An 11,897-nucleotide genomic window follows, 5' to 3' on the forward strand; every position below is an offset into this window, starting at 1 on the left:
GCGATTCTTTCGTTTTGCCGATTTGCAGTTTAATCGTTTTGAGGAGTGTCAAAAATACGATCGCCGGCGTCGCCCAGCCCCGGCACGATGTAAGCTTGGTCGTTCAATTCCGGATCGATCGCAGCCACGTACAATCGCACATCAGGAAAGTCTTTTGCAACTCGGTCGATGCCTGTTTGTGACGCGATCACGCTGAGCACTCGGATGTCATCGACGCCCCAACTCTGCAATCGCTCGATCACCAATTCAACGCTGCCGCCGGTCGCCAACATCGGATCCAAGACCAAAGCAACATTGGGCGCACCACTGTTGGGCAGCTTGTCGTAATAGCCAACCGGTTCGGCGGTCTCTTCGTTTCGATACAAACCCAAATGCCAAACCGCAGCATCGGGCAACAGATTTTGCAGTGGATCAACCATGCCCAAGCCCGCACGCAAAATCGGAACCAAGCCGATGTTGATCGACAAGGATCGGCAATCCGCATCACAAATCGGCGTCGTGATCTTGACCGGACTTAGCGGCAGGTCATTTGTCGCGTGAGTCGCAACCAAGACCGTCAAACGAGCAATCGCGGCACGGAATTCACTCGGGCGGGTCGCCTGATCTCGCACCACGCAAAGGTGATGCTCAATCAACGGGTGTTCGATTTTGATGACACCTGACACGGAATACTGCTCGATGCTGCTCGATGTAAGAAGCGGACGGTGAGGGATTCGAACCCCCGGTACGTTTTCACGCACGCTAGTTTTCAAGACTAGTGCCATAAACCAGACTCGGCCAACCGTCCTTCTGGTGGGTGCATCGTAGCAAAGCGTTATCGACCGTGAAAGTGATCTCGAACCCAGCGAGTTTAAAACTCACCGTATTCCCAAGTCACGGTTGCCGGTGGTGACAACGGGGTTGCTCCGATGCCGCGTTCGGCCCGCTGACCATCGATGGTGTACGTCCAACCTTCACCATTGGCGGTCGCCTTTTCGCCAATCTTGTTGACGAAAGCAGTCGTGCCGCTGCCCGAAATTGAAACCTCAACTTCGTCGATCTTACGCATCACGGATTCAACCGTTTCTCCATCAGCGATGCCTTCCACGTTGACGACTTCTGTTTCGTCACCTGTTTTGAATTCGAAGGTGACAACACCGGTGGCGGCATTCGTATCTGGTTCTTGGGTTTGTGTCGTGCAACCGGCAAGTGCGATCAGCAGGAACAGTGGACCGAGAATGCGCATGATGAAAAGACCTAATCGATGAGGAAAGTAGTGTGAGTCACTGAAAAAACATCTACCCGTAGCTGATCCCGCCAGGGTTCAGTCGAGCATGAATCGATCGAATCCTGAACCCCACGCCGTGAGGAGATTCTATCCAGTAAAAACGATTGTTTTGTTTAGCCGCGTGGGCATCGCCCCGCGCCGTGAAGGGTTTTGGTCCCGGAAAACACGTGTTAGGAACGTACGACTTTTTATAGTCGCTTTTCGCTGGGGATTTCGCTGGGGACGTCGCATCAGTTACTGCGCAATAGGCCCGGAGGGCCGGCAGCTCCCTGCCGGGTGCGCGAGCACCCGGATGGCTGCCCCACATCAATTCTCTGGTTTGCCGCAATGTTGGCGCATGAAAAACGACCGGCGGGTTTCCGGTCGTCACATTTCGGGATGAGCTCTCGCTCTCTCTAACTGCCGATTATCGGCGAGTTTTCTTGACCTTGGCTCCGCCTTGGCGGACCTTGAACTTCGGGTTGCTCTTGCAAATCACGTAAATTCGGCCACGGCGTTTGACGACTTGGCAGTCGGGGTGACGGTACTTCAAGGCACCAATGCTGCTGACAACTTTCATCGAATCGAATCTCTGGCTATTTAGATGGAGGCATCTTGTGCTGGTTTAAGAATCGCGGAGTATAGCAACACTCACTAAACCTTCAACGCCAAATCAAATCCTGCCCAAATGCCACGAATTGCATACTTTGACTGTCTCAGCGGAATCTCCGGCGACATGACTTTGGGGGCCCTGATCGACGCCGGTGCCGACGTCAAGAAAATCGAGTCCGCAGTCCAATCGATGGGGCTGCCAGAGGTTTCAATCACCGCGTCAGAAGTCAAAAAGTATGGTTTTCGTGCGGTCAGTGTGCAAATCGACCACCCGCCGGAACACGCTCACCGGCACCTGCACCACATCACCGACATGATCGACGGAGCGACCGAAATCTCGCCCGCCGCCAAAACGTTGGCCAAGAAAATTTTCCAGGAAGTTGCCGTCGCCGAGGCCAAGGTCCACGGTTCGACGCTCGAAAAAGTCCACTTTCACGAAGTCGGAGCCATCGATTCGATCGCCGACATCGTCGGAGCCGCCGTGGCACTGGTCTCGCTCGGCATCGACGAAGTCCAATCATCACCCGTCCCGACCGGCACCGGATCCATCACGATCGCGCATGGAAAAGTCTCGATCCCAGCACCCGCGACCGCCGAAATTTTGAAAGGCGTCCCGATCGCAGCTTGCGACGTCGAAGCCGAACTAACCACCCCGACCGGCGCGGCGATCTTGAAGGCGCAAGCGACTCGGTTCGGATCGTTGCCCGCGATGACCATCGACGCGATCGGGTTCGGAGCCGGTACCAAAGACTTGCCCTCACAAGCCAACGTGCTGCGGGTGCTGATCGGAACGGTGACGGGTTCAGATTCGACATCGATCGAGTCCGATCAAGTTGTGATGCTGGAAACCAACATCGATGACTGCACCGCCGAACAACTCGCCGGTGCGGCGGAGCGATTGATGTCGGCCGGAGCGTTGGACGTTTTCCAAACTCCCTGCGTGATGAAGAAGGGTCGCAGCGGAGCTCTCTTCTCCGTGCTCGCGCCGACCCATTTGGTTGATGAGTTGGAGTCACTGCTTTTTGCAGCAACCTCGACGATCGGCATTCGACGTCAAACACTCGACCGACACAAATTAGCCCGACAAGATTCGTCCGTCGAAACCAAGTTCGGAACGATCACGGGAAAGACGGTCACGTTGCCCAGCGGTACACAACGCTTCAAGCCAGACCACGATGCGGTGGAAAAAATCGCGATGGAAAAAGGCGAATTGGCCAGCGATGTTCGCTTGGCGGCGCAGTCGAAATTCACCGAGTAGATGTAATTGAAGTAGGCCGGAACAAAGTGAAACGCAGTTCCGGCAATCCCACACCATCCAATGCAGTTGCCGGAACTGCAATTGCCGGGACTGCGCCGCAGCGGCTTGCATATGCAATCGACACCCCAACGGCGATGGTGAGCCGCTGGACGTAAGGGACATTTTGGGTTTACCGGGAAATGCGCAAACGCCCGGCCGCTTACGCGTCGCGGCTCACTAAATCAACAAGCCGAAAACCGCCAACTAAGGCTGCACGATCCAATGATGCTGCCGTTGGCTGGGCTGTTCGATCACCGGTGCTTGCGAAAGCTCGGGCAGACTGGGTGTTCTTGGAATCATCGAACTGGCGAGCGACCCGCCTGCGCGTTCGCCATTGGCTGGTGCCGGTGAACCCGGTTGCCTGATTTGGCTTGGCTTCATGGACGAGAACCGCTGTTGAAACTCGTTGCGAAGTTCCGGGGCCAATCGCTCCACCGGCGGCAACTCCATCGCCAAGCCCTCGCTTTGCGGGCGTGCCTCGGCAGCGACCGACGCGATCGCTTGGTATCGATCCTGGATCGACTTGGGGCGAACGATCGGTGCCATCAAGTCTTCGTAGGTCAGCGGCTTGATCGACGAATTCGGTCGGTTGCCGATCGCGAAATCGTTTGATCGCGGTGGAACCTCGTCGCGAATGAACTCATCCAAGCCCGGGATTTCTTGACGAGAAAAAGGCTGGGCGGAACCGCGTTGCATTTGACTGCCATGCGAAACAGCGGCATGCACCGGAGAAACGACGGTTACTGAATCCAGCGCCGAATCTAACGTTCCAGTTGCCTGGGTTGGCGATTGAGTTAGATGGGAGGGTGCGTCTGGAATGGCGGGTGATCGGCGGAACGGTAGGGCTGCGAGGGTGCCGCCTGTGACGATTAATACGCCAAGAGTTAAGTTGCGCAAGGTACTGAGGGCTCGGAGCTGGAAGGAAAAACGAACGCGGCCAGCCAAGCAGTTGGAATGAAAGCTCGGCAGCAGCGAGTGGGCTACCAGCTTCGTCCATGAAACTAAATCGACAGTGGGTCGATCAAAAATGCGTCGTGCAAAAGCTAGGGATCGGCATCGCGTGCTAGCCTCCTAAAGCAAATCCATTCAAAAACTTGAAAATGACTCCATTCGCGTGCCCCCCTCGGCCCTATCCATCCCCGGTGATACGATTTTGGCGAAGTAAATCATCCCAAAACAACCACGTAATTCGCAGATTTCCATGGAAGCTGGCATCGTCGGCCTGCCAAACGTTGGCAAGAGCACCCTTTTCAACGCACTGACTTGTTCACAAGCGGCGCAAAGCGAAAACTATCCGTTCTGCACCATCGAGCCGAACGAGGGCATCGTCAGCGTGCCCGATCCGCGGCTGGATCGAATCACCAAGTACATCGTTCCTAAAAAAACGATCCCGGCGATTTTGAAATTGGTCGATATCGCTGGCATTGTCAAAGGGGCCAGCGAAGGCGAAGGACTCGGCAATAAATTCCTCAGCCACATTCGCCAAGTCGATGCCATCATCCAAGTCGTCCGCTGTTTCGAGGATCCCGATGTGATCCACGTTTCCGGTCAAGTCGATCCGATCGCCGACATCGAAATCATCGAAACTGAATTGATGCTGGCCGACATCCAAACGCTGGAAAACGCGATCGGCAAAGCCGAAAAGACGGCTCGCAGCGGCGACAAGGATGCGAAGGTTCGCGTCGAAGTGATCAAGAAGTGCAACGAGCATCTGGCGGCCGACCAACCGCTGCGGACGCTTGAATTGAACGAGATCGAACGTGCGGCGGTGTCCAGCTACGGGCTGATGACGGCCAAGTCGATTTTGTACGTCGCCAACGTCGGCGAAAATGATCTGGAAGGCAAAGATCCTCTGGTGACCAAGGTTCGCGAGTACGCCGACAAGGCCGGGGCCAGCGTCGTTTGCGTTTGTGCAAAATTAGAATCTGAACTCGCCGAACTTGACGAAGCTGATCGTGCCGAAATGCTGTCCGAAGTCGGTTTGGATGAACCAGCCCTGCATTCGATCGCTCGCGGTGCCTACAAAACACTCGGTCTGGAAAGCTATTTCACCGCCGGCGAAAAAGAGGTCCGAGCTTGGACGATTCCCGCCGGCGCGACCGCGCCGCAGGCCGCCGGAGTGATCCACACGGATTTTGAACGCGGCTTCATTCGCTGCGAGGTCTACACGCTTGAAGACCTGGAAGAACACAAGACAGAAAAAGACATTCGCCAAGCCGGTAAACTAAGAGTCGAGGGAAAGAGTTACGTGATGAAGGATGGCGACATTTGCCATTTCCTGTTCAACGTTTAAAAACGGCTTTAGAATTGCAGCGATTTCCCCGTAGCTGATCCCGCCAGGGTTCAGTCAAGCTGTAGCCAATCGTGGACTGAACCCTGGCGGGATCAGCTACGTTAAGACAAGGCCCTTCGAAGCCCACCTATAAAAAAATCCAGCACATCCTTTTCGAGAGCTTCATGAACAAAATGTTAATTCCAATTCTCTTTGCACTCGGCACCGCGATGTTCTGGGGCTGTTATGGACCGACGATCGGAAACGCTCAGGCACCGATGGTGGACGGAGCCAAACTGTGGTCACCGTTTAAGCCTTATGTTTTCATCGGCATCGCCTACCTGGTGATCGCGGTCATCGGCGGCCTGATCATGATGGGCGTCAAGGGTGACACTTACAGTTTCACCGGCGAACATTTTGCGACCATGAAATGGGGCTTCCTGGCTGGGTCGCTTGGTGCGTTCGGCGCGTTGTGTTTGACCACCGCGATGATGACCAGCAAGGGCAACGCGTTGTTGGTCATGCCGATCGTATTTGGTGGTGCAGTATCGGTCACCGCGATCGTTTCGATCCTTCGATTGCACGGCGGTGTGACAATCAATCCGCTGTTGTGGGTCGGCATGGCGTTAACTGTTGTCGGCGTCGTTTTAGTCGCAATGAACACGCCGCACGGACACGCCGCACCGAAAAAGCCAGCGGTGGAAACGACAACGGCGCAGAGTTCACCAGCAACGCTGAAAGATGAAACGTCGTCGTGACCGCTGACGATCCAATGCATCGAGTTCGTGCGATCGACCAACAGGTGTCGCACGTCTGGATGGTGCGCACTTTCTTGAAGCATGCCGACGAAGCCGAAGATGACGAAGACCTTCGCGACATCGTTCGAGACCTCTACGACTTTATCTTGGCCGTCGGTCCGGTCGCCGAAGTCGAAGATCCGGCGGTCTATTTGAAGATGGCCAAGAAAAAACTCCGCCGCCTAACCAGGGCAACGGAGTTGTACGAAGAGATCCAACCCGAAGTCAGCGGCCACACCAATTTCGCAATGGCCGCCCGCTCATTAAGGTTGGCCGTCGATCAAATCAAAGTTCTTCTGTAGGCGTCCCGTAGGCCGGAACAAGCGAAGCGAAGTTCCGGCAATTGCATTGCGGCGTATTGGACTGCCGGAAAGCTTTAAAGCTGGGGCGCTTCGGCGGCATCATCGATCGCGTCCGCAGCAGAGACTTCGCCGCCTTTTGACATTTCGACAGCTCGATAACCGCCCTTTGACTTGAAGTACAGCAGCAATGCGATGTAACAAATCAGCATGACGGCGGGGAAGATGGCGATTTTCGCAAGGGCGTTCTGCTTGGCGGCTTTGACCGTTTGCTGAATTTGCTCAACCTGTTCCGGCTCCATCTTTTCAACTTTGTCCGAATCAACGGCGGTGTACTTTCCTAAAAAGTAAGAATTCTCGGCTGAGATTTCTTCGTAAACACCGGGCATCTGCTGAACAATCGCAGTTTCGGCTGAACCTTCTTGCATTCGCCCGATTAACGGTCCGCCAATAATACCAACAGACAACATCCCTATACCGGCGATCGCATTGAGCGTGACTGCTCCGCCCTTCGGGAACTGTTCCGCAACGACACCCAACATCGTTGGCCAGAAATACGTTTTGGCAACACCATAAACACCAGCAGCCGCGAAAATCATTGCAAAACCCTGGACGCCCGAAAGCCAATACAAGCCAATAATCGCCAGCGCCGCACACGAAGCCAACAATCCCAGCGGGGTTAGTGCCTTGACCACTGGACCGGCAAAAAATCGTAAAACCATCATGATGGCGGACGTATAAATCAGAACCCAAAGCGGACTAAAACCGGCCGCTGTCATCGGTTCCTCCATAATCCCCGTGATCGCACCGTCGGTTCCAAGTTCAGTCGTAGCCAAAGGCATCATGATCAAACAAAGCAAGATCATTAGTGGCCGACCGAGCGAGCGACAATAGGCTCCATAGGCAACGACCGAGGCAATGATCAGCCCCCAAACGACCGCGGATGGGAGTGCGAACACGTCACCCAGTTGACGGAAGATCAGATACGAAGCAAGCGCCGCCCCGATCACACCAAATTCGCCGAGCATGTCGCGGTAAGTCGCTCCTCCGCTGACACGTTCAGACACAGGGAATTTCACGCCGATCAACATCGCCAAATAAACGACCGCAGGAATTGCGATGATGTAAATCAGTAAACGCCAATCGTCAGTCGCCGCAGTGCCAAGTAAAAGCGTAATGATTCCACCGAGGACCAATCCACCCGGCCAACCCGCGTGCAGCATGTTCAAGTATTTTGTCTTGTTGGAACTGAACATGGTGGCGACGACGGGATTGATAAAAGCTTCGACGGTGCCGTTCCCCAACCCCAGAATGATTGAACCGATCGTCAATAGCTTCAAACCAGCAGCCTGGGCATCGGCCAACTCTGCACCCGCAAGCCCCTCGGCGTTAACGGTGCTGTAAGCCATCAACGCCAATGCGGCGTAGGCTGTGTAGCAAACAAAGCTAAACACCATCGCAACTCGATAGCCAATTTTGTCGATCACCAAGCTGAAAAGAATGATGCTGATCGCGAATGGCCAGATCCCGCTGCCGAATAATTCTTGAGCCTGAACATCATTAAGTCCAAAGTCTGATGGCCACATCGATTGGGTGTTGATCATGAAAGCTCGCGTGATGAATGCGAACGCGGTCGTGATCAACGCGATGAAGCATCCCCAAAACATGTACAGAGATGGTTTGTCGGTGGAATCAGTCATGGACAAGGCCAATCAGCAGTTGGAGAACGGGGGCAGAGGCGAGCAATCTGCCAATGCTGGCAGTCTGCACTCCCTTCGTCAAGAATACTGGTGCGCATTCTCGCCAAAAGGGCAGCCTAATCGACGGGGTTGGTCGTCGCCACTGTCATGGTCCGTATACTTTGCCGTAGCTGAACTTTGTCCTGGCTGAACTTTGTCCTAGCTGAACGTTGTCGTAGCTGTTCCCGGCCAGGGTGCCAGTCGAACCGCGTTCAGCCGTAACTCGTTCAGTCGAACCTCAACTGATCGTGGACTGAACCCTGGCGGGATCAGCTACGGTTGCCATCCTCACCGGAGCCTTTGCCCATGCGTACTTTCCTGCTTTCCGTCCTTTGCCTCGGAGTCCTCGCCGCCATGACCAATCCCGTCTCTGCTCACGACCACGAAGGCCATGACTGCAACCTCGACTTCAAGATGAACGACATCGACGGCAACGAAGTCGATCTCGAAGACTACGAAGGCAAGGTCGTACTGATCGTCAACACGGCCAGCAAATGCGGTCTGACCCGGCAATACTCGGATTTGGAAAAGCTGTATGGCAAGTACAAAGACCAGGGGCTCGTCGTGTTGGGTTTCCCCTGCAACCAATTCGGTGGCCAAGAACCCGGCAGCGATGCGGACGTCAAAAAGTTCTGCAGCACCAAGTACGACGTCTCGTTCCCGATGATGAGCAAAGTGAAGGTGAACGGTGACGACGCCGCACCGATCTACAAAAAGCTGACCGGAACAGAGCTGGAACCTGCCGGAGATGGCGAGATTAGCTGGAATTTCGAGAAGTTCGTCATCGATCGCGAAGGCCAAGCCGTCGCCCGCTTTTCGCCGCGGACAATTCCCCTGGACGAAGATCTGGTCAAGGTGATCGAAGCCGAATTGGCGAAGTAGCCGTTTTTTGTAGGCCGGAACAAGCTTAGCGCAGTTCCGGCAATTGCATTGGGGCGTGTTGGATCCCCGGCCTTCCTGGTCATTGCCTTGGCTTACCGATCCCTTTAGGCTTTCGGGCTGCGCGTGCGGTGTAGGTCGTCCACACCTAGCGTTGGTCCTTTTTACTGGCTTTGTGAAGGGTTTTGTGGTGTCGGGAACTTGCGTAATTGGTTTGCAGTGGGGTGATGAGGCGAAGGGAAAGCTCGTCGATCTGCTAGCCCCTCGATTTGATTTGGTCGTTCGCTATCAGGGCGGTGCCAACGCCGGTCACACGGTCGTCGCCGGCGATCAGACTTACAAACTGCACCATATCCCTAGCGGAATCCTGCATCCAGAAGTCCAAAACCTGATCACGCCCGGCGTCGTCATTAACCCAACCACGATGTTGGACGAGATCGACGGGCTGGCCAAACGCGGCATCGATTGCAGCGTGAATATGCGGATCAGTGAAAGAGCTCACTTGGTGATGCCTTGGCACATGGCCGAGGACAAATTCATCAACGCAGCCGCGGTTCGTGGTGAATCGATCGGGACGACCAACCGTGGCATCGGTCCGTGTTACCGCGATAAGGTCGGTCGCACGCACGCGATTCGCATGGCGGATTTGATGCAGCAAAATCGTGACGAACGACTTGGCGACGTTGCCAAGGCCAAGCTGGAATTGCTGCGAGGCATGGGCGCCCCGCAGGAAGACCTCGATGAAATCTCGCCCGAGAAAATCATCGCGATGGCGGCTGGTTGGGCGGATCGCTTGGGCGGCATGATCGGTGACACAACCGACTTTTTGCTCGATGCGGCGGAAGATGACAAAGCGATTCTGTTCGAAGGTGCTCAGGGAGCTTTGCTGGACATCGACCACGGCACGTTCCCGTTTGTGACCAGCAGCAACAGTAGCGGTGTCGGCGTTTGTGCCGGTGCGGGAGTTCCGCCGAAATGGATTCATCAGGTGCTTGGGGTTTGCAAGGCTTACAGCACGCGTGTTGGCGGTGGTCCATTCCAAACTGAACAGGACAACGAGATCGGCGAGAAAATTCGCAAGCTAGGAAACGAATTTGGAACCACCACCGGCCGCCCACGACGTTGCGGTTGGTTCGACGCGGTCGCGGTTCGTTACACGGCAAGACTAAGCGGCGTGACTCGATTGGCATTGATGATGATGGACGTGCTGGCGCATCTTGATGAACTGAAAGTCTGTGTCGCTTACGAACTTGATGGCGAGCGGATCACACGCGTGCCGGCTCATGCGGAAGAACTGCGTCGTTGCAAGCCAATCTACGAAACGATTCCAGGCTGGAAAGAGCCCGTGGACGACGTTCGCAAGATGGAAGAATTCCCTGCCGGTGCGTTGGCGTATGTCAAACGAATCGAAGAATTGGTTGGCGTTCCCGTTGGCGTATTGAGCGTTGGCCCCGACCGAGCTCAAACCATTTTCACCGATCAGGCCTTGCCGCTGAAAGCAGCGCCCGTCGCGTAGCTTTGTTAGCAAACCAATCTGTAACGGCTTATTGATTAAGTGAGCCGCGACGCGTGAGCGGCCGGGCATGCCAGGTTGCCCGAGGCCTGACGGCCTGACGGCCAGCGGCTCACCATGAACGTTGAGATATCGATTAATTGAACAAGCCTTTACGTATCGGTTTCTGAGTAACCCGTCGTTAAAACTGATGCCAAACAATCTGCAACCACCGCATCACATCGCCATCATCATGGATGGGAATGGACGTTGGGCCACGTCTCGCGATCTGCCGCGAGTCGAAGGCCATCGCCGTGGCGTGAGCACCGTTCGCATGGTCAGCGAAACGGCAACGGAGCTTGGGATCGAGGCGGTGACGTTATATTGCTTGTCCAGCGAGAATTGGAAACGACCGCAAACGGAACTCGATTTCCTGATGCACCTGTTGGAGCAGTATCTGATCGAAGAGCGGCGGACGATCATGGACCAAGGCCTGCGATTGAAAGTCATTGGCCGCCGCGATCGCTTACCCGCCAACGTGTTGGACCAGATGGATCGCACGCTCGAAATGTCCGCCGATAATCCTGGCACCCAATTGGTGCTTGCGATCGACTATGGCGGTCGCGATGAAATCACGCATGCCGCCCGGCAACTTGCTGATGACGTTGCATCGGGTAATCTCGCATCTTCTGACATCAATGAAGAAACGTTCGCCAGCAAGCTGTACACCGACGGGCTGCCCGAGATTGACCTTCTAATTCGCACCGGCGGCGACATGCGTGTCAGCAATTTTCTGCTGTGGCAAATCAGCTACGCCGAAATGTGGATGACAGAAAAATGCTGGCCCGAATTTGAACGAGAAGATTTCATGGAAGCGATCCACGAATTCGCCAGCCGCCAACGCCGGTTTGGCGGTTTGGATGTGTAGCGTAAGGGCTGTAGTAGGCGAAAGTAGATTGCCGGCGCCCCGCCCCCGTAGCCGGGCATTTGCTACAGCCCCGGCTGGGGCGAAAGCACGGTGCCGTGGGTCTTGCCCAACGCCGTGAAGTGTTTTGGCCTCGGAAAAAACGGGTTAGTTCGTTTAACCGCGTGGGCATCGCCCCGCGCGTTTCGCCCCGCATGGACGCGCGGGGCGATGCCTGGGCCGCTAAATCTTTGGTATTGACATAGTATTTTGCAATTAAGAATTTGTTCCGCTTTCAGTCCAATGCGGCCATTCGAATCGTAGGAGGCAACTCGATCGATTTCCGTTGCGGGCTTGTCC

General features: G+C 55.2%; 12 protein-coding genes and 1 tRNA gene. 7 read left to right on the plus strand and 6 right to left on the minus strand.

Annotation, left to right across the window (positions count from 1 at the left end):
• Positions 1-29 precede the first annotated feature (29 nt).
• The 4 genes from upp to ykgO all read right to left on the minus strand — a co-directional run bounded on the left by upp (position 30) and on the right by ykgO (position 1,826).
• Entirely contained in the window at positions 30-740 is a 711-nt protein-coding gene (gene upp, locus RC85_RS04480) for a uracil phosphoribosyltransferase (protein WP_084422341.1), read from the minus strand.
• Positions 699-787 (minus strand) — tRNA-Ser (locus RC85_RS04485). The genes upp and RC85_RS04485 overlap by 42 nt, the downstream gene beginning before the upstream one ends.
• A 63-nt stretch (positions 788-850) precedes the next feature.
• Entirely contained in the window at positions 851-1,225 is a 375-nt protein-coding gene (locus RC85_RS04490) for a DUF4430 domain-containing protein (RefSeq protein ID WP_068259036.1), read from the minus strand.
• Positions 1,226-1,673: 448 nt separating this feature from the next.
• Entirely contained in the window at positions 1,674-1,826 is a 153-nt protein-coding gene (gene ykgO, locus RC85_RS04495; protein ID WP_068259038.1) for a type B 50S ribosomal protein L36, read from the minus strand.
• A 108-nt stretch (positions 1,827-1,934) separates the two neighbouring features.
• Here ykgO and larC point away from each other — a divergent pair, with 108 nt between their 5' ends.
• The gene (larC, locus tag RC85_RS04500; RefSeq protein ID WP_068259039.1) at positions 1,935-3,116 is read left to right on the plus strand and encodes a nickel pincer cofactor biosynthesis protein LarC; all 1,182 of its coding nucleotides are present in this window, start codon (positions 1,935-1,937) and stop codon (positions 3,114-3,116) included.
• 243 nt (positions 3,117-3,359) lie between these two features.
• Here larC and RC85_RS04505 read toward each other — a convergent pair whose 3' ends face one another.
• Positions 3,360-3,851 carry a hypothetical protein gene (locus tag RC85_RS04505; RefSeq protein ID WP_157593876.1) on the minus strand — a complete coding sequence of 164 codons (492 nt, stop codon included), beginning with the start codon at positions 3,849-3,851 and terminating at the stop codon, positions 3,360-3,362.
• 505 nt (positions 3,852-4,356) lie between these two features.
• On the opposite strand from RC85_RS04505, the gene ychF reads away from it, so the two are divergent.
• The 3 genes from ychF to RC85_RS04520 all read left to right on the plus strand — a co-directional run bounded on the left by ychF (position 4,357) and on the right by RC85_RS04520 (position 6,526).
• Positions 4,357-5,448: a redox-regulated ATPase YchF gene (gene ychF / locus RC85_RS04510; RefSeq protein ID WP_084422342.1), complete on the plus strand. Its 1,092-nt coding sequence runs from the start codon at positions 4,357-4,359 to the stop codon at positions 5,446-5,448.
• 164 nt (positions 5,449-5,612) lie between these two features.
• On the plus strand, positions 5,613-6,185 hold the full coding sequence (locus tag RC85_RS04515; protein WP_068259044.1) for a hypothetical protein: 573 nt from the start codon (positions 5,613-5,615) through the stop codon (positions 6,183-6,185).
• A gap of 14 nt (positions 6,186-6,199) precedes the next feature.
• Positions 6,200-6,526 carry an amidohydrolase gene (locus tag RC85_RS04520; protein WP_068259088.1) on the plus strand — a complete coding sequence of 109 codons (327 nt, stop codon included), beginning with the start codon at positions 6,200-6,202 and terminating at the stop codon, positions 6,524-6,526.
• A gap of 74 nt (positions 6,527-6,600) precedes the next feature.
• Here the strand turns inward: RC85_RS04520 and RC85_RS04525 are convergent, their stop codons facing one another.
• A complete protein-coding gene (locus RC85_RS04525; protein WP_068259046.1) occupies positions 6,601-8,223 on the minus strand; it encodes an MFS transporter in 1,623 nt (540 codons plus the stop codon).
• 345 nt (positions 8,224-8,568) lie between these two features.
• On the opposite strand from RC85_RS04525, the gene RC85_RS04530 reads away from it, so the two are divergent.
• The 3 genes from RC85_RS04530 to uppS all read left to right on the plus strand — a co-directional run bounded on the left by RC85_RS04530 (position 8,569) and on the right by uppS (position 11,561).
• Entirely contained in the window at positions 8,569-9,144 is a 576-nt protein-coding gene (locus tag RC85_RS04530) for a glutathione peroxidase (RefSeq protein ID WP_068259048.1), read from the plus strand.
• Positions 9,145-9,331: 187 nt separating this feature from the next.
• The gene (locus tag RC85_RS04535; protein ID WP_200836809.1) at positions 9,332-10,657 is read left to right on the plus strand and encodes an adenylosuccinate synthase; all 1,326 of its coding nucleotides are present in this window, start codon (positions 9,332-9,334) and stop codon (positions 10,655-10,657) included.
• 187 nt (positions 10,658-10,844) lie between these two features.
• The gene (gene uppS, locus RC85_RS04540; protein ID WP_068259050.1) at positions 10,845-11,561 is read left to right on the plus strand and encodes a polyprenyl diphosphate synthase; all 717 of its coding nucleotides are present in this window, start codon (positions 10,845-10,847) and stop codon (positions 11,559-11,561) included.
• Positions 11,562-11,897: the final 336 nt, after the last annotated feature.

This window comes from Rubripirellula obstinata (genome assembly GCF_001642955.1).
GTDB lineage: Bacteria > Planctomycetota > Planctomycetia > Pirellulales > Pirellulaceae > Rubripirellula > Rubripirellula obstinata.

Coding starts and splice junctions, on each gene's coding strand:
- larC (WP_068259039.1), top strand. CDS start 1,935: ATGCCACGAATTGCATACTTTGACTGTCTCAGCGGAATCTCCGGCGAC.
- ychF (WP_084422342.1), top strand. CDS start 4,357: ATGGAAGCTGGCATCGTCGGCCTGCCAAACGTTGGCAAGAGCACCCTT.
- RC85_RS04505 (WP_157593876.1), bottom strand. CDS start 3,851: ATGCAACGCGGTTCCGCCCAGCCTTTTTCTCGTCAAGAAATCCCGGGC.
- RC85_RS04490 (WP_068259036.1), bottom strand. CDS start 1,225: ATGCGCATTCTCGGTCCACTGTTCCTGCTGATCGCACTTGCCGGTTGC.
- RC85_RS04530 (WP_068259048.1), top strand. CDS start 8,569: ATGCGTACTTTCCTGCTTTCCGTCCTTTGCCTCGGAGTCCTCGCCGCC.
- uppS (WP_068259050.1), top strand. CDS start 10,845: ATGCCAAACAATCTGCAACCACCGCATCACATCGCCATCATCATGGAT.
- RC85_RS04515 (WP_068259044.1), top strand. CDS start 5,613: ATGAACAAAATGTTAATTCCAATTCTCTTTGCACTCGGCACCGCGATG.
- ykgO (WP_068259038.1), bottom strand. CDS start 1,826: ATGAAAGTTGTCAGCAGCATTGGTGCCTTGAAGTACCGTCACCCCGAC.
- RC85_RS04525 (WP_068259046.1), bottom strand. CDS start 8,223: ATGACTGATTCCACCGACAAACCATCTCTGTACATGTTTTGGGGATGC.
- RC85_RS04520 (WP_068259088.1), top strand. CDS start 6,200: ATGCATCGAGTTCGTGCGATCGACCAACAGGTGTCGCACGTCTGGATG.